The sequence below is a fragment of the Streptomyces sp. NBC_01445 genome (assembly GCF_035918235.1).
Classification (GTDB): domain Bacteria; phylum Actinomycetota; class Actinomycetes; order Streptomycetales; family Streptomycetaceae; genus Streptomyces.
In genome coordinates, this window is sequence record NZ_CP109486.1 from 560,959 (window position 1) to 581,499 (window position 20,541).

Annotated in this window: 22 protein-coding genes and 2 pseudogenes; 13 read left to right on the forward strand and 11 right to left on the reverse strand. The window is 67.6% G+C overall.

The features are described 5' to 3' along the window. Positions 1 to 14 precede the first annotated feature (14 nt). Positions 15 to 1,622: a glycoside hydrolase family 32 protein gene (locus OG574_RS50780; protein ID WP_326779145.1), complete on the forward strand. Its 1,608-nt coding sequence runs from the start codon at positions 15 to 17 to the stop codon at positions 1,620 to 1,622. A gap of 127 nt (positions 1,623 to 1,749) precedes the next feature. Here the strand turns inward: OG574_RS50780 and OG574_RS50785 are convergent, their stop codons facing one another. From OG574_RS50785 to OG574_RS50805, 5 genes and pseudogenes are all read right to left on the reverse strand, one after another. Further along, the gene (locus tag OG574_RS50785; protein ID WP_326779470.1) at positions 1,750 to 1,929 is read right to left on the reverse strand and encodes a hypothetical protein; all 180 of its coding nucleotides are present in this window, start codon (positions 1,927 to 1,929) and stop codon (positions 1,750 to 1,752) included. A 99-nt stretch (positions 1,930 to 2,028) separates the two neighbouring features. Next, a pseudogene (locus OG574_RS50790) lies at positions 2,029 to 2,319 on the reverse strand (phosphotransferase); the annotation flags it as partial. 233 nt (positions 2,320 to 2,552) lie between these two features. Then, entirely contained in the window at positions 2,553 to 3,113 is a 561-nt protein-coding gene (locus OG574_RS50795) for an SMI1/KNR4 family protein (RefSeq protein WP_326779146.1), read from the reverse strand. A 210-nt stretch (positions 3,114 to 3,323) separates the two neighbouring features. Then, positions 3,324 to 3,719, reverse strand: a complete 396-nt coding sequence (locus tag OG574_RS50800; protein ID WP_326779147.1) for a hypothetical protein — start codon at positions 3,717 to 3,719, stop codon at positions 3,324 to 3,326. Positions 3,720 to 4,105: 386 nt separating this feature from the next. Further along, entirely contained in the window at positions 4,106 to 5,149 is a 1,044-nt protein-coding gene (locus OG574_RS50805; RefSeq protein ID WP_326779148.1) for a S66 family peptidase, read from the reverse strand. A 395-nt stretch (positions 5,150 to 5,544) separates the two neighbouring features. Here OG574_RS50805 and OG574_RS50810 point away from each other — a divergent pair, with 395 nt between their 5' ends. Both OG574_RS50810 and OG574_RS50815 read left to right on the forward strand, forming a co-directional pair. Beyond that, positions 5,545 to 6,246 (forward strand): aminoglycoside phosphotransferase family protein, encoded by a 702-nt coding sequence (locus OG574_RS50810; RefSeq protein WP_326779149.1) that lies wholly within the window; start codon positions 5,545 to 5,547, stop codon positions 6,244 to 6,246. 232 nt (positions 6,247 to 6,478) lie between these two features. Then, positions 6,479 to 6,967, forward strand: a complete 489-nt coding sequence (locus OG574_RS50815) for a DUF6281 family protein (protein ID WP_326779150.1) — start codon at positions 6,479 to 6,481, stop codon at positions 6,965 to 6,967. Positions 6,968 to 8,145: 1,178 nt separating this feature from the next. Here the strand turns inward: OG574_RS50815 and OG574_RS50820 are convergent. Then, positions 8,146 to 9,039 carry a helix-turn-helix transcriptional regulator gene (locus OG574_RS50820; RefSeq protein ID WP_326779151.1) on the reverse strand — a complete coding sequence of 298 codons (894 nt, stop codon included), beginning with the start codon at positions 9,037 to 9,039 and terminating at the stop codon, positions 8,146 to 8,148. A gap of 221 nt (positions 9,040 to 9,260) precedes the next feature. On the opposite strand from OG574_RS50820, the gene OG574_RS50825 reads away from it, so the two are divergent. The 6 genes from OG574_RS50825 (at position 9,261) to OG574_RS50850 (ending at position 14,184) form a co-directional block, all read left to right on the forward strand. Next, entirely contained in the window at positions 9,261 to 10,277 is a 1,017-nt protein-coding gene (locus OG574_RS50825) for a zinc-dependent alcohol dehydrogenase family protein (RefSeq protein WP_326779152.1), read from the forward strand. A gap of 30 nt (positions 10,278 to 10,307) precedes the next feature. Beyond that, complete coding sequence (locus OG574_RS50830; RefSeq protein WP_326779153.1) at positions 10,308 to 10,718, forward strand: (R)-mandelonitrile lyase; 411 nt, start codon at positions 10,308 to 10,310, stop codon at positions 10,716 to 10,718. A gap of 126 nt (positions 10,719 to 10,844) precedes the next feature. After that, the gene (locus OG574_RS50835; RefSeq protein WP_326779154.1) at positions 10,845 to 11,528 is read left to right on the forward strand and encodes an SDR family NAD(P)-dependent oxidoreductase; all 684 of its coding nucleotides are present in this window, start codon (positions 10,845 to 10,847) and stop codon (positions 11,526 to 11,528) included. Beyond that, a complete protein-coding gene (locus OG574_RS50840; RefSeq protein ID WP_326779155.1) occupies positions 11,525 to 12,070 on the forward strand; it encodes a cyclophilin-like fold protein in 546 nt (181 codons plus the stop codon). The genes OG574_RS50835 and OG574_RS50840 overlap by 4 nt, the downstream gene beginning before the upstream one ends. Before the next feature lie 49 nt (positions 12,071 to 12,119). After that, positions 12,120 to 13,379 (forward strand): MFS transporter, encoded by a 1,260-nt coding sequence (locus OG574_RS50845; RefSeq protein WP_326779156.1) that lies wholly within the window; start codon positions 12,120 to 12,122, stop codon positions 13,377 to 13,379. Between the two features lie 37 nt (positions 13,380 to 13,416). Continuing rightward, positions 13,417 to 14,184: an SDR family NAD(P)-dependent oxidoreductase gene (locus tag OG574_RS50850; RefSeq protein ID WP_326779157.1), complete on the forward strand. Its 768-nt coding sequence runs from the start codon at positions 13,417 to 13,419 to the stop codon at positions 14,182 to 14,184. A gap of 131 nt (positions 14,185 to 14,315) precedes the next feature. On the opposite strand, the pseudogene OG574_RS50855 reads toward OG574_RS50850, so the two are convergent. Further along, positions 14,316 to 14,657 (reverse strand): annotated as a pseudogene (locus OG574_RS50855) (hypothetical protein); the annotation flags it as partial. A 226-nt stretch (positions 14,658 to 14,883) separates the two neighbouring features. Here OG574_RS50855 and OG574_RS50860 point away from each other — a divergent pair. From OG574_RS50860 to OG574_RS50875, 4 genes are all read left to right on the forward strand, one after another. Continuing rightward, positions 14,884 to 15,141, forward strand: a complete 258-nt coding sequence (locus OG574_RS50860) for a hypothetical protein (RefSeq protein ID WP_326779158.1) — start codon at positions 14,884 to 14,886, stop codon at positions 15,139 to 15,141. Then, entirely contained in the window at positions 15,138 to 15,290 is a 153-nt protein-coding gene (locus tag OG574_RS50865) for a hypothetical protein (protein ID WP_326779159.1), read from the forward strand. Before OG574_RS50860 ends, OG574_RS50865 begins: the two co-directional genes overlap by 4 nt. Before the next feature lie 107 nt (positions 15,291 to 15,397). Next, a complete protein-coding gene (locus tag OG574_RS50870) occupies positions 15,398 to 15,739 on the forward strand; it encodes a hypothetical protein (RefSeq protein WP_326779160.1) in 342 nt (113 codons plus the stop codon). A gap of 374 nt (positions 15,740 to 16,113) precedes the next feature. Continuing rightward, a protein-coding gene (locus tag OG574_RS50875) for an IS5 family transposase (RefSeq protein ID WP_398378679.1) occupies positions 16,114 to 16,910 on the forward strand; the annotation gives its coding sequence in 2 pieces (ribosomal slippage) (positions 16,114 to 16,446 and positions 16,449 to 16,910; 795 coding nt in all). Between the two features lie 257 nt (positions 16,911 to 17,167). Here the strand turns inward: OG574_RS50875 and OG574_RS50880 are convergent. The 4 genes from OG574_RS50880 to OG574_RS50895 form a co-directional block, all read right to left on the reverse strand. Next, positions 17,168 to 17,959 carry a hypothetical protein gene (locus tag OG574_RS50880; protein ID WP_326779161.1) on the reverse strand — a complete coding sequence of 264 codons (792 nt, stop codon included), beginning with the start codon at positions 17,957 to 17,959 and terminating at the stop codon, positions 17,168 to 17,170. 260 nt (positions 17,960 to 18,219) lie between these two features. After that, a complete protein-coding gene (locus OG574_RS50885) occupies positions 18,220 to 18,618 on the reverse strand; it encodes a hypothetical protein (protein ID WP_326778048.1) in 399 nt (132 codons plus the stop codon). Next, on the reverse strand, positions 18,615 to 19,469 hold the full coding sequence (locus tag OG574_RS50890; protein ID WP_393589693.1) for an IS5 family transposase: 855 nt from the start codon (positions 19,467 to 19,469) through the stop codon (positions 18,615 to 18,617). The genes OG574_RS50885 and OG574_RS50890 overlap by 4 nt, the downstream gene beginning before the upstream one ends. A gap of 317 nt (positions 19,470 to 19,786) precedes the next feature. Continuing rightward, the gene (locus tag OG574_RS50895) at positions 19,787 to 20,089 is read right to left on the reverse strand and encodes a hypothetical protein (RefSeq protein ID WP_326779163.1); all 303 of its coding nucleotides are present in this window, start codon (positions 20,087 to 20,089) and stop codon (positions 19,787 to 19,789) included. Positions 20,090 to 20,541: the final 452 nt, after the last annotated feature.

The following is a 20,541-nucleotide window of genomic DNA, read 5'->3' on the forward strand; positions in this document are numbered from 1 at the left end:
AGAACCGAGGACCGATGACGCCCCCTGAGCCGCGCCTGAACCGCAGGACCCTTTTCCGTACGGCCACCGCCCTCGGCGCCGCCGCGGCGCTGCTGCCCGTCGCCGCGCCCGCGCAGGCCGCCGCCCCAGCGGCGCACAGGGTGAAGGCGAAGCCGAAGGCGAAGTCCACGTCGACGGCCACCGGCTACCGCAACACGTACCACTTCACGGTCCCCGACCAGTGGAAGAACGACCCGCAGCGGCCGATCTGGATCGAGGGCGAGTACCACTACTACTACCTCTACAACCCGGACTACCTCACGGGCGGGACGGAGGCCGGTACCACCTGGCGCCTGGCCACCAGCACCGATCTGGTGTCCTTCCGTGACCGGGGTGTCGCCGTGCCCAAGGACACGACTGCGAACGGGGACGTGTGGTCGGGGTGCGCGGTGGTCGACCCCGGCAACACGGCCGGGTTCGGCGCGGGCGCCGTCATCGTCGTCGTCACGATGGAGCCTGACAGCACCGCCAACTCCCAGGCGCAGTACCTGTACTACTCCACAGACGGCGGCCACACCTTCACCAACCACGGCACCGACCCGGTCCTGGCCAACCCGGGCGTCAAGGACTTCCGCGACCCGAAGGTGATCCGCGACGAGGAGCGGGGCCGCTGGGTGATGGCCCTCGCCGAGAAGACCAAGGTCGGCATCTACCACTCCGACGACCTCAAGTCCTGGACATACGCGAGCGGCTTCACCCACGAGGGCCTCGGCACGCTGGAGTGCCCGGACCTGTTCCACATCACCGGCACCGGAGGCACGGCCACCTGGGTGCTCGGTGTGAGCGCCAACGGCAAGGCGTCCGGCCTGCCCAACACATACGCGTACTGGACCGGTTCCTTCGACGGCACCACCTTCACTCCGGACGCCGCCGCCCCCCAGTGGCTCGACCACGGCTTCGACTTCTACGGCGCCGTCACCTTCGACAAGCACCGCGCCGACGGCTCCGTCGACCCGGCCATGCGGTACGCGATCGGCTGGATGAACAACTGGGACTACCCCAACACCACGCCCACCATCGACTCCGACGGCTTCAACGGCACCGACTCGATCGTCCGCGAGGTGACCCTGCGCAAGGACCCCTCCGGCACGCTGTATCTCGCCACCAGCCCGGTCACCGCGCTCGACGACCACGTCTCCAAGACCGTGGACCTCGGCGATCTCACGGTCGACGGGGAGCTCGCGCTGTCGTACACCGGCATCTCGTACGAGCTGACCTGCGAGATCACCTGGGACGGCGCGCTCACCGGAGCGGGCGTCCAGCTGCGCAAGTCGGTCGACGGAGGGCGGCACATCGACGCGGGCGTCTATGACGACTTCGCCTTCGTCAACCGTCGTGGCGTGCCGAATCCGGACTCCTCCGGGAACTACCAGGAGAGCCATACGCCCTTCGACACGGCCACGCGGTCGGTGCGGCTGCGCGCGCTCGTGGACCGGACGACCGTCGAAGTGTTCTTCGACGACGGGCGGTACGTGCACTCGATGGAGGCGTTCCCCTACCTGGTCGACATCGGGGTCTCGCTGTTCACCACCGGGGGCGCCGCGGTGTTCCGCGACACCATGATCCGGGAGTTCACCGTCTGAGGCACGTCACACAGGGGTGAACCACTTTCCTGCTGCCCGTCACTCGGTGTCCGAGTGACGGGCAGCAGGAAAGCCGCGGAACGCGAGCGCCGCGCGAACCGGCCATCGCTCCCCGACCGCGCGCCGGCTACGGCGTGGGTCTGATGGCGCAGTTCTGCGTATCGGCCTTGATCTCTCCGGCCGGGCCGCTGTCCAGCACCTTCGTTCCGGTAGTCGTCGAGTCGAGCACCACATGGTTGCATGCGACGTTGCTGACCATGTGGTTGTTGGAGACGAAGTTGCCGTCCCCTGCCGCGACACGGACCAGGGCGGGCGGGCGTGGCCCCCGGCGGGCCGGATCGAGGCGGCGGGCACCTCGTAGGTGACGAGGTTGGTTGAGACCATGTTGTTGTCACCGCGGAGGTGGAGTCCAGTGCTTGGGGAAGCGCTCGGACGGTTCGCCGAACCGCACCGGGGTCGGCACCGGCAGCGGCAGGCGCGGAGCCAGCACGGGTAGCCACCGCCGCTCCTTGAACTGGAGCTCCGGAGTGGGGTCCATGCGCTGCATGCGCACGGCCAACTCATCCCCGAGGCACCACATCTGGTTGCCCCAACCGCCCGCCACCTCGCGGATGGCCAGCCCTGCAAGGTCTGGATGTTGCTCCTGCAGCAGGTCACGGACCAGGTCTGCGGTGATCTCGATCTCGGAGTTGGTCATGCGAAGCCACAGTATCGGGGCAGGCGGGGCAGCTCTCACTCTCCGGAAGATCTCGCCACTCAACCTTCCTGGCGAGAGATCAGTCACTGGCCACACGTTCGCAAGCTGTCGTGCTCCCCTCGCAAACTGTCGTGCTGTGACTGAGTGCGGTACTTGGCCGGTCTGGCCAAGTACCGCACTCAGTCACGTGTGCCAGCGGCGAGCCAGGTCGTCGAGAGCGGGCGAGGGCGTCACTACCCGGCCGTTCCAAGGATCTGGTCGGCCGTCGCGAAGCGGTGCACCGTCGGCTTCAGCACTTCGTAGAGGTAGCCGAAGTACTCCGTTTCCGCCGTACCGGTCAGCACCGCCAGCAGAAACGCGAGGCACCCCATGTCGTGGTGTTCCCACAGGGGGCCGCGCCCCTCGTTGTAGAGCACGGTCCACTCTTCGGGGCGCTGACCGGGCCGCGCCAACCAGTACAGGAACGCCCCCGTGCCCTCCTCGAATGCCCACGGCAGGACCCTGGCCCCCGCCTCCTGCAGGCCGGCGGGCTTGTCCTCGAACTCCCAGAGGTCGGCCAGGACCTCGTCCCGTTCCGTCATCTGCGCGTGCAGGTCGCAGTCGTCGTAGGCGGAGTCGGGGACGAGCAGCCAGATCGTCTCGTCGAAGATGCCGTCGCCGTATATCTCGACGAGCTGCTTGTAGTCGGCAGGCAGAGCCGCACCGAGGGCGCGCTCGGCTTGCGCCCAGTCGACCGCGGGTGGCGGATTGACGGGCGGAGGGCAGAGGCGGACGAGCGCATCGACGGCGATCATGGAACGGACGCTACCGGGACGCGGACGCGCCCAGTACCCGTGGGTGGCGGAAGGCCAGGCGAAGATCCGCAGCGGAACCCGGCCCCGGTACCCGCTCGCCGGGGCGAAGACCTCGGCACGCCGAGGGCTGCGTCTGTCGGGTGGTCGATGAGTGCGCACTTGGCCGGTGAGGCCACCTACAGCGCCGAGTCCCGGCTGTGACTGAGCGCTTCACTTGGCCAGTTGGTTCGCGGAAACCAGCCACCGCCAGCGCCGACGCTCCGTGACAAGAGTGCCGGCGGCCAGCAGGGTCACGGGGATCGCCGCCCAGGCGGGCCAGGCCAGCCACGAGGAGATCACAGCTGCGGCGAGTTGGAGCAGCACCAGCAGGATCGTGGCCCAGCCCGGTACCGCGATGATCACGTTGGCCTTGTCCCTCCGGGTGGAGAAAAGCGTCGGAAGGCCGATCAGGGCCACTACGGACACGGCGGCAAGCATCCATGAGTGGCCGGCCAAGGCCCAGGGGGTGGCCACCCACGCGACGAGCTCCGTCGCGAAGCGCAGGGCGGACGCGGCTCGGTCGTCCGGTCGTCCCGAGGTCGTTTCTCCACCAGCAACGTCGGTCACCTGCGGACGATCTCACGGCGCGCGGCCGACTGCCAGGGGGTGGGGGCGCCACCGTCGCACCATGGCTTCCCGTATGCCCCGCAGCCGGGGACGCACGGGACGCTGAGTGCTTCAGTTGGCGAAACTCGCCAGCTGAAGCTGTCCTGTCTCAAATAAGTCTGGGTAGGCCAACGCCCTGACCTGCAGTGCCCGAACTTGGCTGAGACAGCCAGTTGCATGTCGTCTCAAGTGAGTCCAGATAGTCAACCTGCGGCATATGCCAGAGGTGCCGCTTCGCGGCTCGCTTCGATGACGATCAACGTTAGAGCCAGGTCGTCCAGGAGACGGAAACCCCGGGACGACGCGGCGGCCGCCCCAGGCTGACACCGCATGGATGTGGAGCTGCCTCAATAGGTGACCGTGATCCGACGCGCCGGGCCGTCCACCCGGATCCGTCCACCGACGGGAATGACGAGTTGGGGGTCGGTGTGGCCCAGGTCGACGTCGAACACCACCATCGCGTCGGGGGCATACTGCTGGAAGGCCCGGAGGACGGCCTCCTTCTGTTGCCGGCGGAAGTGCGCCTTCTCCTGTGGGCCGAGCTGGTTCTCGAACGACCAGCTCCTGGCCCTACCCATCAGTAGCGCGGGGAACTGCTGGAGGAGACCGCGTTCGCCCATGTTCCGAAGGATCCTGTAGACCTCTTCGGCGCGCGGCATCTCCTCGGACGTCTCAAGGAAGAGCACGTTCCCGGCGTAGGCCCCGACCGGCAGTACGGCACGGTCGGCCATCAGCAGCCAGGAGATGATCTCCAGGTTGCCGCCCCAGCTGATCCCTTCAACTACCCGGTCGCCGTTGTGCCAGGACCACCCGCCAGCGGGTTCCATCTCGGGCTCGGACTCGAAGGTGCGCGGGTCTTGCCAGGGACGGCCGACGTCCCCGTACGTGCTTGCCGCAGTGAGCTCGTACTCGCCAGAGGTGAACAACGCCGCCCTGAGAGAATCCGCCGTCATCGGGTGCATCGCACCTGGACGCCCGAACTCGACCATCACTGTGCCGCCGTGGTACCCGACGATGCCCAGGTTCCGCAGGAACAACAACAGGTTGGTGTTGTCGCTGTAGCCGAAGAAGGGCTTGGGGTTGGTGCGAAGTAGCGTGCGGTCGAGGTGGGGCAGGACGGCCATCTGATCGTCACCGCCGATGCTGGCGATCACTGCCTTGATGTCAGGGTCCGCGAAGGCCGCGTGGATGTCCGCAGCCCGCTCCTCGGGCGTCGAGCCCATCTTCCGGGTAGTCGGATACTCCACGGGCTTCAACCTGAAGTCGTCCTGAAGCCTGGACAACCCCAACTCGTAGGGCAGGGGTAGGGCACCGGGCAGACCGGACGAGGGGGACAGCACCGCGACCAGGTCTCCGGGGCGGGGCTTACTGGGGTAGAGAGGGTCCGTCATCCGGTGATCATAGGAGTCCGTGGACCTGTGGACGCATCGGTTATTCCCGTCTCAGCGAGGTACTCCAGCAACTCCAAACGGCGTCATCCGCGGTCGGGGGGCCCATTGCTCATCTCGACGCTCTGCTATTTCCGTCGAAGCGCTGCTGGGCGTCCTGATACGTTCTGTGACCTGCGGCGACGAACGGGGATTCGGTGGACGGGATAGCTTTTGTACCGCCGGAGGTTCGTAGCCGGCTTGTCGTGCGCTTCGGATCGGAAGTTTTGGGCTGGTGTGATCAACTGCCAGCTCTGGTAGATCAGCTGGCGGCTCGCTGGAACCTGACTGTGCTCGCGGGGGGCGGAGGCGGCACCTCACGGGTGTTCCGCTGCACACAGCAGGGTGACGGGGCAACCGTGTGGCTGAAGCTCACCCCCGACCTCGAGATCGCCTCCGCGGAATCAGAGGCACTGCGCGCCTGGGCCGGCACGCCGTCGGTTGTCCAACTGCTGGCGGAGGATCCTGCTGTCGGGGCCCTGCTGTTGAAGGACGTGAAGCCGGGAGTCCCGGTGAGGCAGCTCAGCTGGAGTCTTCCGGAGGTCGCAGCCCTGCTGCGGGAACTGCGCATTCCTTCCCCTGCTCGCGGTCAAGGTTCTGTGCTGCAGCCGCTTGCGCACCGAGTGGACTTCCTCTTCGAGCTGACCGACCGCCGGCTGGCGGGTGCCGGTCTGAGCGAAGTGTTTGACCCGGCGGTGCTCAACCGGGCTCGCGCAGCCGCCCTGGATCTCGCCAGCGGCGGCACGGTGGGACTCGTGCACGGTGATCTTCATCCGGCCAACGTGCTGTCCGGGCCCGGGCAGAAGATGGTCGCGATCGATCCCCGGCCTGCGCTCGGTGACCCTGATTTCGACGCTGTGGACTGGGTGATGGCGGGAGTGGAGGAACTCGCCGAGCTGGAGCGGAGGGTCGAGGAATTGGCGGCGCTGGTTCCCGGCCAGTCTTCCGGTCGCGTACTGGCCTGGTGCCGCGCTGTTGCTGTCATGGATGCGGCCTCCAGGCTCTGCGCGGGTCGGAACGACGCCGAGACCAAATTCCTCGTGGCGCTGGCTCGCGGCTGAGCGATGGGCGATTGAGTCAGGCAGCCGGGTTCGCGACCGCCCTCTCAATCGAACAACATCGTCAGTTTCCGCGACCGCTCCTCAATCTCAGAGCCTGTGAATGAACTGTTATGGCCGGGCGCTGACGGCTCCCGGGCGGTGCCATCACGTACCAGAGAGCGAACCTTTCGCGGCCCTCTGGCGTCCAAGGTCCGGCATGCCGGAGGTGCCGGCGGCCGGGGGAGGTTGGTACATGGCGGGCAAGCGGACGGCCGATAGAACGGCGAGCGCGGGGGCGGCTGGATTGGCGAGCGTACGGGCGGTGCTCGCGGCCACCCTGATTAGCCTGTCCGTGGCCTGCGCGGGGACGGGCACCACGCAAAGCGGGGCGGATGGTTCCTGCGCGGCCCTGCTCGTGTACCGGGGCCACACCTACCTGGGGCACGGGCTTTATCCCGATGACGAAGGCGACGGCGTCGGCGTCACGGCGGGCAGACGGCTCGGCACGGGCACCACACCCGGGTGCGACGACACTCCGAACGATGAGGACCAGGAAGTGCCTTCGAGGCCGGTACCCGTGTACGCGATCGAAGGCGTGGACCCCGTCCACGCCGTAACCGTGGACCATCCGGCCGGCGGCACTCTCTACATCGAGCGGAACTCGGAGAAGACCCTGCCGGAGCTGAGGAAACTGATCGAGGCGCGGGAGCTGGACCCGTCGCCGAAGGCGGCTACCAAGTGACGCGCGCCCGCAGGGGCAGGTGGTGGCCTCCCATCGATGACTGTGTGCGCAGGGCGTGACCCGCGCGCCCCGGCCGAGGAGCTGATCGATACGGTCCACTGGGAATGAGATCGGCCAGGGGAACGCAAACGACGTGTCCGGCTCGTCCGTCCCCATGGTCACCAGAGCCGACCGAAGCCTCCTGTGTCCGGACCGGACGTTCAGCGTTCCTCGTTCGACCGCTTTCCCTTGCGACGCCCAATGACCGGAACTGCTCGGCAGCCGCAGGAGCCGTCTGTGGGGGGTTCGTTCACAGCTTCTCAGCTCAGGGGGGTGTGGAATCCGGAAACGGGGAGGTTATCCGGGACGGACGGCGCGGGCCGGGCAGGGACGGTGTCGGACTCCACGGAAGACCTCAGTAGCGCTCGATTCATCTCCGACGCTCTTCAGTGCCAGAGTGAAGACTTCGGTCTTGCGGCCTCGGAGGCGGGGCATGCAACTATCCGGCCGTGCTCGATCGTCCTTCGGGCATGCCACACCCGAACCCCGAACCGCCCTCAACTGCGCCTGCATGGCCGCACTGTGGCCACGGCACCACTGCCGTGGACCCGCTCGGCTGCCGCGGCATCCATGTCCCTGATCACAACGCATGCCTCGCTCACCTGGCCGACACCGACCGCGACGCGTACATGGCTGGCCTGACCCCCGACACCGATATCGACCACCGCGGCACCCTCTTCACCGAACCCCTGCTCGGTGCCCTCCACGACCCAACCACCGGACACCCACGCCTCGGCGTCGAGGTTCGGGACTGTCCAAGACGCCCTTACAGGCATACAAATCCGCGTGCTCGCAAAGCGCTACAACCTCCGCTCCTGGGACGTCCGCTTCGCCTTGGAGATCCCACGCCTGACCACCACAGAGACGGGTCCGCTGACCCATCCCATCACAGGTGAACTCGCCGACCTGATCGAGAGCATGATTAGCAGAAGGCTCAACGGCAGGCAGATCTGGACCGAACTCCTGGACCACCACGACTACTTGGTCACCTACGACAGCATCCGCCACTACCTGAGATACACACGACCCCGAACGGCGTCACCACAAGCAGCCTCTCTGACATCCAACCTAGTCGTCCCAGGTCAGCAGGCTGCACACCCGACAGTGCCGAGCCCCATGGGGGCCAGCCCTGTTGACGGTCAGCTGGTCGCCGACCGTTCCGTGTCCGGGTCGGCTTCCTGGGTGGCGGCCCAGGTGGCGAGCAGGCACAGTCCCTCTTCGGAGGGTGAGCCAGGCTCGGTGGTGTAGATGGTGAGGGTGAGGCCGGGTGCGGCGGCCATCTCCAGGCCCTCGAATGCGAGGGAGAGGTCGCCGACGGCGTGGTGGTGGAAGTGCTTGGTGCCGGTGCCGTGGTGGCGGACGTTGTGCGCACCCCAACGGGTACGGAACTCGTCACTGCGGGTGCACAGCTCCCCGACCAGATCGTGCAGCTCCTTGTCGTGCGGATTGCGGCCGGCTTCCGCACGCACAATGGCGACGGTGATGTCGGCGAAGGCATCCCAGTCCGGGTAGAAGTGGCGGGCGGCGGGGTCGAGGAAGGTGAAGCGGGCCAGGTTCTGCTGGTTGCCTGGCGCGGTGTAGAGGTCGGTGTAGAAGGCGCGGAAGAGCTGGTTGGCGGCAAGGATGTCCATGCGCCCGTTGCGGACGAACGCCGGTCCGGCGGTGATCGCGTCCAGGGTCCATTGCAGGCTGCGGTGCGGGGTCCACTGCCGGGTGGCGGCACGGCGGCGGGGGCGGGTGAGGGCGTCGGAGCCGTCGGCGGCCTGGGCCAGGTGCAGCAGGTGGGCGCGTTCGGCGTCATCGAGCTGCAGGGCGCGGGCGAGGGCTTCGAGGACGGCCGGGGAGACTCCGGCGAGGTTGCCGCGCTCCAGTTTGGAGTAGTACTCGACGCTCATGTCGGCGAGGGCCGCGACCTCGCTGCGACGCAGGCCCGGCACACGGCGGCGGGATCCGGTGGGTAGTCCGGCCTGGTCGGGGGTGATCTTTGCGCGCCGCGAGGTGAGGAACTCGCGGACCTCCTCACGGTTGTCCATGCCTTCGACGGTACGTCCGGCACGCGGCCATAGGGATGTACTGCTGGTACACCCCTTATCAGTGTCTCGCTACGCGTGTGAAGAGGTCGTTTCCTGGAAGGCGTGGTGCTTCTCCTTCCGGCCACGAAGGCAGAAGGCGGAGCCCCGCACCCGGCCCGGGCGGTCCGCCGTCCGAGGCTCCGGGTTCCGCACCCTGTACCCGGTACGCAAAGGAACCTCTCATGCGCGGCGCAGTGATCCACGCCCCCGGCGACATCCGCTTCGAGACTCTGGATGACCCGAAGATCGAATACCCGACCGACGCGATCATCCGCACGGCCGTGACCTGTGTGTGCGGGTCGGACCTGTGGCCCTACCGCGGTGCGGAGCCGACCGAGCACGCCCATCCGATGGGCCACGAGTACGTCGGCTTCGTGGAAGTGGTCGGGTCCGAGGTCACCTCGGTCAAGCCCGGCCAGTTCGTCATCGGCTCGTTCGCAACCTCGGACAACGTCTGCGCGAACTGCCGCAACGGGTTCCAGTCGAGCTGTCTGAACGTCGAGTTCATGTCCACCTGCCAGGCCGAGTACGTGCGCATCCCGAACGCGCAGGGCACCCTCGTCGCCACCGACGGCGTGCCGGAGGAACGGCTCTGGCCCGGTTTGCTGGCCGTCTCGGACGTGATGGGCACCGGCTGGTGGGCCGCGGAGGCCGCCGAGGTCAAGCCCGGCTCGACCGCCGTCGTTGTCGGAGACGGTGCGGTCGGCCTGTGCGCGGTGATCGCCGCCAAGGAACTCGGCGCGGAGCGGATCATCGCCATGTCCCGCCACGAGAGCCGGCAGAGGCTCGCTCGCGAGTTCGGCGCGACCGACATCGTCGCCGAGCGCGGCGAGGACGGTGTCGCCCGGATCAAGGAGATGACCGGCGGGATCGGCGCGGACAGTGTCCTGGAGTGCGTGGGCACCGCCCAGGCCATGAGCCAGTCCCTGCACTCCGCCCGCCCCGGGGGGAGCGTCGGCTTCGTCGGCGTCCCGCACGAGGTCGCCGTCGACGGCCAGGAACTGTTCTTCTCCCACGTCGGCCTGCGCGGCGGCCCCGCCCCTGTACGCCGCTACCTGCCCGACCTCATCGGCCGCGTCCTGACCGGCGCGATCGACCCGGGCAAGGTCTTCGACCTCACCCTCCCCCTCGACCAGGTCGCCGAAGGCTACAAGGCCATGGACGAACGCCGCGCCATCAAGACCCTCCTCACTCCCTGACCGGCCCCGTCAACCGCACGAGGAGCAGCCGTGCAGATCACCCGCAGCTCGATCGAGACCGCCAAGGGTCCGGCGGACTGGTTCACCGGCGGCGTCTACATCGACGCCGTCGCCGCAGCCCCCGCCCCGTCCCGGGTGACCGCCAACCTGGTGCACTTCATGCCCGGCGCCCGCACCCACTGGCGCCGCCACCCGCTGGGCCAGACCGTCTTCGTCACCGAAGGGATCGGACTGTGCCAGCGCCGGGGCGGACCGGTGGAAGTCATCCGGCCCGGCGACCGCGTCCTGTTCGAGGCCGATGAGGAGCACTGGCACGGTGCCGCACCGAACCGGCTGATGGTCCACCTGGCCATCAACGAGGGCGACGACGATCACGACGTCGTGCACTGGCTGAACCCCGTCACCGACGAGGAGTACGCCACCGCCCCGGCCACCGGCTGACCCTGACCCTCGCCCTGTCCCGGCCTACGTCGCCGCGGACTACCAGACCAGGACGAGCCGCACCTGAACCACCACCTTCCTCGGGCGGCGCTGATGCCGCCCGCCCACACACCACGAGGAGAAACCGTGACCACCTTCGCCCTCGTCGGCGCCGGCCCCGGCCTGGGGCTGGCTGCCGCCCGCCGCTTCGGGAAAGCGGGCCACCGCGTCGCCCTCCTCTCGCGCAGCGTCGAGCACCGGGACAACCTGGCAGCCGAGCTGGCGAGGGAGGACATCCACGCCCGTGGCTTCACGGCCGACGTCCTCGATCCCGCCTCCCTCACCGCAGCCCTGCAAGAGGCCGCGGACACGCTAGGGCCCGTCGAGATCCTGCAGTTCAGCCCGGTGCCCCGCGGCGACTTCATGAAGCCGGTCCTGGACACCACCGCGGCCGACCTGGACGACCCGCTGGCGTTCTCCGTCAAGGGGCCGCTCACCTGCGTGAACACCGTTCTGCCCGGGATGCGGGAGCTGGGCCGGGGCACGTTGCTGTTCGTCAACGGCGGCAGCGCGGTACGCCCGAAGGCCAGCGTGGCCGGGACCTCGATCGCGTTCGCCGCAGAGAGCGCCTACGCGGCGATGCTCCACACTGCGCTCGCCGACGAGAACATCCACGCAGCCCAGCTCATCGTGCCCGGGGCGATCAGCCCCGACTCCGAGTACTCCAGCCCCGAGGCGCTGGCCGAGCTGCTGTACGGCCTGCACACCGACCGCAAGGGTTTTCGCCACTACGCCGAGCCCATGCCCGACCCGCCGGACTGCACCCCATGACCTTCACCCTGCGCCGGGCCCTGACCGCCACCGCCACCACCGGTCTACTGCTGGTGGCCGCGACTGCCTGCTCCGACGATTCACCCGCCGAGCAGGCACCCTCCACCGCCTCCCCCTCGTCCTCCGCCGCGGCGTCCGGGCAGCCGCCGGCCTCGGCTTCGGCGAGCCCGTCCGGATCAGACAGGAGCACTCCGATGGACATCCGCGTCACCATCGACGGGCAGCCCGAGGATGCGACCTTGAACGACAGCCCCGCCGCCCGGGACCTTGCCTCCCTGCTTCCGCTCACGCTGGAACTGGAGGACTTCCACGGAACCGAGCGGATCGCCGACCCGCCGAGGAAGCTGACCACCGAGGACGCCCCCGAACCGCAAGCGCCGAAGACCGGGGACCTCACCTACTACGCCCCGTGGGGCAACCTCGCCATCTTCTGCAAGGACGGCCCCTCCGCCTCCGAAGATCTGCTGGTCCTCGGCCACATCGACGCCGACGCCGACCTGCTGTCCGGAGCCGACCGGATCACCATCGAGGCCGCCTCCTGACCTCGCCCACCCCACCTCCTCACCTCCTCGTACGGGAAGAAGTTTTCGCATGTCCTCCGCCACCGGGTCCGCCCGCGGCAAGCTGCCCTTCGTCGTCTGGGTGCTAGCCGCCGGCACGTTCCTGATGGGCACCACCGAGTTCGTCATCGCCGGACTGCTGCCCGAGATGGCCGCCGACCTGAACGTGAGCGTGTCCCACGCCGGTCTCCTGATCACCGCGTTCGCCGTCGGGATGATCGTCGGCGGGCCCACGATGGCCATGGCCACCCTGCGCCTGCCACAGCGCCACACCCTCATCGGCGCACTCGCCGTCTTCGCCCTCGGGCACGCCGTTGCCGCGCTCAGCACCTCCTTCAACGTCGTACTGACCGCCCGGGTGGTGACCGCCCTGGCCACCGGAGCGTTCTGGGCCGTCGGCTTCGTGATCGCCACCACCGCCGCCGAGCCCGCGAGCGCAACGCGGGCGGTAGGCGTCATGATGGGCGGCCTCACGCTGGCCAACGTCGTCGGCGTGCCGATCGGCTCGTTCGTCGGCCACTACACCGGCTGGCGCGGCCCGTTCTGGGCACTGGCCGTCCTCGCCGCGCTGGCCGCCGCGTTCGTCGGCCGGTTCATCCCCCGAACGGAGCAGCGGGCCGAGGTGTCGGTGCGCGCCGAGGTACGGGCCCTCAAGCAGGGCCGACTGTGGCTGGCGCTCGGCGCCGCGGTGCTGATCATGGGCGGGGTCCTGGCGACGTACACCTACGTCACGCCGCTGCTGACCGACCGGGCGGGCATCCCGGCCGGTGCCGTGCCGCTGGTGCTGATCGCCTTCGGTATCGGTGCGCTGGGCGGCACCGCGATCGGCGGCCGTCTCGGGGACCGCCGCCCGATGGTCACGACGATCACCGCGTCGGCGGCCACCTCCCTCATCCTGCTGGCCCTGATCCCGGCCTCCAACAGTCCAGTGGCCGCCGTGGTCCTGGTCTTCGGCATGGCCCTGGCCGGGTTCACTGTCAACCCGGTCGTCACCTCCCTCGCCGTCCGCTTCGCCGGCGACGCTCCCACCCTGACCTCGGCGCTGACCACCTCCGGCTACAACACCGGCATCGCCGCAGGCTCGCTCGTCGCGGGCCGGGCCCTGGACTCCTCGCTCGGGCTGACCGGTCCGGCCCTGGTCGGCGCGGTCTTCGCCGCGCTCACCCTGCTGCCGCTGATCGCCCTCGCGCTGCGCGGCACCCCCGGCCCCTCGCGGATCCTCGCCCGCCACACCACCGACACCGACGAACCGCAGCAGGCAGCCGACGCCACCGTCACGAGCGCACGCTGAACTCCACCTCCGTACAACTTCGTTGGGAGCTACCGTCATGAACCCCGCTTACGACTTCAGCGGCCAGGTCGCCTTCGTCACCGGCGCGTCCTCCGGCATGGGCCTGGCCACCGCCCGCGCCTTCGCCGCCTCGGGGGCCGCCGTCGCCCTCGCCGACATCAACGAGGACGCCGTCAACGCCGCCGCCAAGCAGCTCGCCGACGACGGCCACCAGGTCCTCGCTCTGGTCTGTGACGTCACCGACGAGGACCAGGTCGCCGCCGCCGTCGACCGCACCGTCGAAGCGTTCGGGCGGCTCGACATGGCCTACAACAACGCCGGGATCATGCCCCCGCCCACCGACGCCGCCGACGAGAGCGCCGAGCAGTTCGACCGCGTCCAGGGCATCAACCTGCGCGGCATCTGGGCAAGCGTGAAGCACGAACTGCGCCACATGCGGGAGCAGGGCAGCGGCGCGATCGTCAACTGCTCCTCGCTCGGTGGTCTGGTCGGCAACCCCGGCCGCGCCGCCTACCACGCCACCAAACACGGCGTGATCGGCCTGACCAAGAGCGCCGCCCTCGAGTACGGCTCCCGCGGTGTCCGGATCAACGCCGTGTGTCCCGGCACGATCAGCACGCCGATGGTCGACGCCATGGTCGAGGGCGGAGAACTCGACCGCAGCCAGGCCGAAGCGGGCCAGGCCATCGACCGGCTCGGCACCGCCGAGGAGATCGCCCAGGCCGTCCTGTGGCTGTGCAGCGACGGCGCCAGCTACGTCACCGGCATCGCCCTCCCGGTCGACGGCGGCTACACCGCCCAGTAATCGCCCACCCCCGGGGCGGGTCCGTCACGACGACGCCCGGACCCCGCTCTCGGTCAGCAGTTCTTAAGGGCTAAAGGGCTGTCCCGCAATGATCACTGGGACGTGTGCGGAGTCTGGTGGATACGACGACCTCAGCTGGCGGCTTGTGAGGCGTCCAGTGACCGGGCGAACCCGGCGAGCCTGTGGAAGTCGTCCTCGCGCAGGCCTACTCGCGGGTTGACGTGGTGGAGAAACCCAGGCCCCCGGTGGTGTCCGGCTACGTGTAGCTCGTCGAGCCTGCTCTGCTCGTCGTCTACCCAGGCGAACGGACGGCCGCTGGCATAGTCCACGAGGGGACCAGTCTTCCAGTGGACCCCGTCGGGGCGCTCTTGGAGCAGAGCGTCGCCGAAGTCAACGAAGGGAAGTTCGGGAAGGCCGAGCACCGGAGCGATCCACCGATTGGCGTTGCCCATCCATGTGGTGGCCCAGCACAGCGACCCGGTCCCGCCTGTCGCCGCACCTCAGGTTTCGCTCAACCGTGCGAACGGAGGTGGGAGTCGGCGCTAGGGTCTCTCCTCGGCGGCTGTAGAGGCCGTTGTCGACCAAGGAAAACCGAGGGGAACGCGTGCGCCGAATTTCGCGATGTCGGCAGGCTGTGTCGCAGCGGCACTGGCCGTCATCAGCTCCACACCTGCGTCCGCTGTGCCCATGAGTTGCCCGATGACCAAGGGCCACGATTTTTCCGGCAGTCACAATTACTACCGGGATCTGGAACCCCGTTCCGGCGGCGACAGCGGTACGACAATCAGCATCACCTTCCACAAGGGAAAGACGACGACGTCCACCGTGGGCGGATCGATCTCGGGCGAAGCGAAGGTGGTCTTCGTCAAGGCGTTGGCGTCGTTCGACTACCACTTCGCATGGCAGTGGACGAACAGCTCGACCTACACGTGGTCTGGAAGGTGCCGAACAACATGAGGCACGGCTACCTGCACGCGGGTGTGAAGGTCAAGTACACGAAGTGGAACTACAACCAGACGCAGCCCAACTGCACCACCAAGGTGCTGCGCAGTGGATCAGCGCGGCTGGTCTACAAGGGTCGCGAAACCTGGCACGGAAAGAGCTGATGCGCAGAAGACATCTGGCCGTACTGCCAGTCATCGTCATCCTGGCCGCCGGGTGTGGGGGAGGGGGAAATCGGGCTCCTGTGGGCAGCCCGTCGAAATCAGTGCTGGTGTCTGATCCGGACCGTCCTGACAGCGGAAAGGAGACGCCGGGCCATCTCGGACCCGGGACGGTCAAACTTCCTGTTTCTGCTGACCGGATCGCCGAACTAGGCGTCCGCTACGACTGTCTCGGACCTGGCGGTCTCACTGTCACTAGCGGAACCGGCCTCAGCGCCGAGGTCGGTGGCTGCGACGACAGCGCCACGTTCGGCGCCCGCATCAAGGCGAAGGATTTGCACGGCAGAAGATTCGCGGACACGGTCACCGTCACGGTCGGCAAGCGTACGAGGTGGCGTATGTCCGTGGACATCACCACCAAGGACGGTGTGAAGCAGACCGTCCACGGCTGATCGCGTGACGAGACCCCCGCTGATGCTGATCTCTGACTACGGGCTGACGCGGGGGCGACAAGTTCCAGGCCTGTTCCGGCCAGGAAACCGATGAGGAGTTCGGGGTGGCCGCACGACCCCGGAACTTGCAACCGCCCTGCGTGGATTGAGCGCGCTGTGAGCCATGTGTGGGCCAGGCCCTGAGCGCAAGCGGAACACGGCCAGGTTTGTGCAGGTCGAACCAGGGTTCTTCTCTGGGGCCGCGGCGGTCTTGAAAACCGTCGTGGCGCGAGTCGCCGTGGGTTCAAATCCCACACCCACCGCGCAGGTTGAAGGCCTCTGACCAGATAAGAGATCATCTCAATTGGAGATGCCGGTAGCCTGGTGACGTGTTGCTGACTGAGCGTCTGGTCCCTGACGGGTTGTGGGAGTTGTTCCAGCGGGTGGTGCCAGAGGCGCCGACGCGTCCGCAAGGAGGTGGTCGGCGCCGTCATGGGGACCGTGAGGTGTTGGCGGCCATTGTCTTCGTGGCCACGACCGGTTGTACGTGGTCGCAGGTCCCGCCGGTGTTCGGGCCGTCGGGGGCCACGGCTCACCGCCGGTTCATGGAGTGGAGCCGACAACGGGTCTGGGCGAAACTGCATCGTCTGGTCCTGGACGAGCTGGGGGCTCGAGGCGACCTGGACTGGTCGCGATGCGCGATCGACTCGGTGAACATGCGCGCCCTGAAAAAGGGGACCTGACGGGTCCGAATCCTGTAGATCGGGGCAAGTATGGCTCGAAGATCCACTTGATCACTGAGCGGACTGGGCTTCCGCTTTCCGTCGGCATCTCCGGCGCCAACCTCCACGACAGCCAGGCCCTCGAACCACTCGTGCGCGGCATCCCACCGATCAGATCCCGGCGCGGTCCACGCCGCCGACGCCCCGCGAAGCTTCACGCCGACAAGGCCTACGACAACCGTCACCTGCGGCAATGGCTCCGCCTCCGCCACATCACACCCCGCATCGCCCGCAAGGGAGTTGAGACGTCACAGAGGCTGGGGCGCCACCGGTGGACCATCGAACGCACCATGGCCTGGCTCGCCGGCTGCCGACGTCTCCACCGACGCTACGAGCGGCAAGCCATCCACTTCCTGGCCTTCACCAGCATCGCCTGCACCCTCATCTGCTACCGCAGACTCACCAATTGAGATGATCTCTAAGTCGGTCGGAGGCCTTCAGCGTTGTCCTGTCCGGTGGTGACCGTGATTCCCCGTGGTTCCCCGACCGATCGGGCACGGGTGGGGCACGGCTAGACGACGGCTACCGCTTCAGCGCCCGGTAGCGCTTCAGGAGTTCATGGCCAGGGGCTGTGAGCCAGGTCCTGTGCAGGTTTCCGGTTCCACGAGGGGGTGTCCAAGTCTGTCGCTGTACGTCGTCGTTGATGTCAGCTCTGGATGTCAGGTCCCTAGTGACCCTCAGGGGAGGCCAGAATCTCCATGATGTGGGTGGCGAGCGCCCACGCAGCCTCCTCCTGAAAGCCGTCCGTGGCGGTTGCATTGGCAGCCATCAAGCGGTCGGCTATCTCGTGCCCGATGGCTTCTGCCTGCGCGAGAGAAATATGGCTGGCCAGTCCACGCAGCCACTCTGCTACCAGGCAGACGTAGTACGGGCGCGGCCAGGGACCGTCCTCGATCGGCGCCGCTAGGACTTTGATTGCTGCCGCCAGGCGGGCGAGCGGTGAGTCATGACCGTCCAAGATCAGACCGAGTTCCGTTGGCCGGGAGAGTGCGCTATCCGAGGCGGCGATGATGGGCGGCAGCGGGTGACGCGCGACTGAGGTCAGCTCAAGTACTTGATCACCCAGGCCGAAGCCGACATGCACGCGTGAGGCGCGGCCGGGATCGTCAGCGCACACCACGACGCGCTGCGGACCGGGCCTTACCAGTCGGGTGATCCACCGGGTGAGGTTTTCCAGGTCGGCCACGCACACGCGGGACTCCTCCACGTTCAGCACTCCGTCGAAGACGATGTCGCCGATGAGGGGCATTGCACGGCTCCAGACCGATACCCGCGTAAGCGCAGTCTGCCCCCGAGTCTGGACAACGATGTGCTTGCCGTCCCCACACGCCGGAGCATCATCCCACTCCAGCTCCGGTGGATCAGTGGACCCGATGAAAACCACTGCGTGATTCGCGTAGATGTCTACCGCTCCGACCAGCACAAAGGTCTCCGATTCTCTGCAGAACTCGTATGCCACAGAAGGGGTGGTAGGCACGGTAGCGGAGGTCGGTGCAGCGGCGGTCTGGAGATCCCCGCTTTAGGAGCGAGGTTGGGCGATCACAGGTGCGACCTGGGAATCCCTGCCTTGGGCAGCGTCGGGTGGTACGCACCCTGACGAACTCCGATTCCCCGTGAGTCCCCGTCCGTTCTGGCACGGGAGTGGCACGCCCTGGGGCCGTTGACGTGCTCCGGCATCATCGCGTGTATGACGTAGAGCTAACACGTACTGAGTGGACGTTAAGTCCGTTTCTGGTAGCGGCCTCGTCCGGGTTGGGTGAGGAAGCCTTGGCGGACGAGGCGTCCGAGACGAGCACGGGTGACGTTGACCGATGCCTCGTCGGTGGGCATGCCGAGGAGTTCGTGCAGCTCACGGGCCCGGAACTCCTGGTCGGGGTGCTGGTTGAAGGCGTTCACGATGGCCTGGTAGGCGGTGTTCGTCGCGGGCGGTTCGGGTTCGTCTCCTGCCGGTGCGAGGTCGGCGATGACCTTCTGGGTAGTGGTCAGCTCCGCGAGCCGCGCTTCGGTCTCGGCCAGGGCAGCGGTCAAGTGCTCGATCTGGCCGCGTAGTTCACCGGCCCGGGCCGTGGTCTCGTCGTGCTGGACCTGGAGGTTGGCCAGGAGCTCGGTGATGTTCATGCGGCCAGCTCGAGGGTGTCGCGCCAGGCCGGACTCGGTGTGGTGAGGCGGCGGGTCATGTTCGCGATGGAGGCCCAGTAGACGCGCGAGGTGGAGGTGTCGGTGCGGTGGTCGTACTCGCGGGCCAGGCGCCGGTGCAGCATCAACGTGCCGTTGACCTGCTCCACAATCCACCGCTTCGGCTGTGGAACGAAGCCTTTGCCCTGATCGTCGGGATTGCGGCGGACGACCTCGACGTCGATGTCCAACAGGGCCCCGTGGATGATGACCTGGTCCTTGAAGCCCTGGTCCACCAGGGCCTTCTCCAACCGGTTCCCGCACCGCTCGGCGGCCTGGTCAAGCAGGGCGGTGCCGGCGGCGTTGTCGTGGGCGGACGCGGCCAGCACCACGACGCCGATGACCAGCCCCAGCACATCCACGGCCAGCCCCCGCTTGCGCCCCGACACCTTCTTGTTCGCGTCCAGCCCCGTCGTGGTCTTCGGGACACCCGCGGCCGCGCGCACGGACTGGGTGTCGATGATCACGAGGGACGGGTCCTCTAACCGGCGGGCCTTCTCCCGTACCTGGCAGCGCAGGAGTTCCTGAATCCGCTGGTCGAGCCCGCCCTCGCGCCACAGCGTGAAGTAGTACAACACCGCTGACCAGGCCGGGAAGTCATGCGGAAGGAGGCGCCACTGGCAGCCCGTCCGGTTCTGATAGAAGATCGCGTTCACGACCTCCCTCAGGTCACAAGACCCGGGATCTCCGGTCGCCGACCGGGCCACCCGGTCCCGCTTCCAGGCCGTGATCATCGGTTCGATCAACGCCCACTGCTCGTCCGATAAGTCGCTGAGGTACGGCTCTCTCTTCACGCCTCGCATCTCAACATGGACATGCCCAGCAGGCGGCCTGCGCAGCGATCAGTACCACGATCGAGCGATCACGAACCGAGGAAGATCGGACTTAACGTCCACTGAGGATGCCCGATCTCCGGCGCGCCTGTTCCGTACTCCTGGACGAGGCGCAACGCCGGTTCAGTCATGAGGTGCCACGAGTACGTACTCCTGCCGCCCCCGCACCGAACTAATCCGAACTTTGGTTGCTTAACGGGGTGTTGGCAGACCGTCAGCGGCTGAAAGACTGGCCGCGTGGCCGAACTAAACGGCAACCCCGTCGCCCTCGACGACCTTCAATCAGTGACCTTGCAGTGAACGGCCTGCTCTCCAGTCGCATCACCAAGTTGCTGTGCGATCTCAGCGGCGATCAGATCCGCCGACCCGGACGACTCGCAGCCTTCGATGTCGACGTACCAGGTACCGGCGAGCTCCCAAGAAACACTGACAGTGGCCTTACCAGCGCGAAAGACCAGCACATCGCTGTCGTCCAAGATCTTGCATTGCAGAGATTTCGGTAGGAGGTAACTGGAGAGGCCGCCAGCGGGCATGTCGGGCCAGTCGCTGCCGCTCTGGGTGCTGATCGTGTACTCGGGCATAGCCGCATCCTGCCAGCTTGGCGTTGCTGACAACTCACCCCAACCCACCACCCTCCCCAGCTCCCATCCCGTCCGCCGTCGACCCACACACCGTGGAACGGGCGTGGTTCAGGGCGTCAAGGTGGAGCGCGCCACTGTACGAACGACCTTGACGCCCTGGGCCGCGACTGCTCGGCTCTGCCTGGGTCGGCGGTGGACGGGATGGGAGCCCACAACGCTCACCACGAACCGGCCGGCACTCGCGCACGGCGCCCCGCCCACCCCAGAGCCTGAGTGCCCCCGCCGGAGGCACGTCTTTGGCCCGCGGATGACGTTCTCGCTTCCGCCCGCATGCACGCAGCGCGCCGCCGGGCGCGGCCAGCCGGGGCGAAGACAGACGTGGGCGCCTGACGGCCCAGAGACGGCCCAGCACACTGTGACGGGCTTCCTACCGGTATCAAAGACGCAGTTAG

Bases quoted from the DNA above. Each gene is read 5' to 3' on its own strand.
- OG574_RS50780 (WP_326779145.1), top strand. From the start codon at position 15: ATGACGCCCCCTGAGCCGCGCCTGAACCGCAGGACCCTTTTCCGTACG.
- OG574_RS50795 (WP_326779146.1), bottom strand. From the start codon at position 3,113: ATGATCGCCGTCGATGCGCTCGTCCGCCTCTGCCCTCCGCCCGTCAAT.
- OG574_RS50805 (WP_326779148.1), bottom strand. From the start codon at position 5,149: ATGACGGACCCTCTCTACCCCAGTAAGCCCCGCCCCGGAGACCTGGTC.
- OG574_RS50815 (WP_326779150.1), top strand. From the start codon at position 6,479: ATGGCGGGCAAGCGGACGGCCGATAGAACGGCGAGCGCGGGGGCGGCT.
- OG574_RS50820 (WP_326779151.1), bottom strand. From the start codon at position 9,039: ATGGACAACCGTGAGGAGGTCCGCGAGTTCCTCACCTCGCGGCGCGCA.
- OG574_RS50825 (WP_326779152.1), top strand. From the start codon at position 9,261: ATGCGCGGCGCAGTGATCCACGCCCCCGGCGACATCCGCTTCGAGACT.
- OG574_RS50840 (WP_326779155.1), top strand. From the start codon at position 11,525: ATGACCTTCACCCTGCGCCGGGCCCTGACCGCCACCGCCACCACCGGT.
- OG574_RS50845 (WP_326779156.1), top strand. From the start codon at position 12,120: ATGTCCTCCGCCACCGGGTCCGCCCGCGGCAAGCTGCCCTTCGTCGTC.
- OG574_RS50850 (WP_326779157.1), top strand. From the start codon at position 13,417: ATGAACCCCGCTTACGACTTCAGCGGCCAGGTCGCCTTCGTCACCGGC.
- OG574_RS50860 (WP_326779158.1), top strand. From the start codon at position 14,884: ATGACCAAGGGCCACGATTTTTCCGGCAGTCACAATTACTACCGGGAT.
- OG574_RS50865 (WP_326779159.1), top strand. From the start codon at position 15,138: ATGAGGCACGGCTACCTGCACGCGGGTGTGAAGGTCAAGTACACGAAG.
- OG574_RS50885 (WP_326778048.1), bottom strand. From the start codon at position 18,618: ATGAACATCACCGAGCTCCTGGCCAACCTCCAGGTCCAGCACGACGAG.
- OG574_RS50895 (WP_326779163.1), bottom strand. From the start codon at position 20,089: ATGCCCGAGTACACGATCAGCACCCAGAGCGGCAGCGACTGGCCCGAC.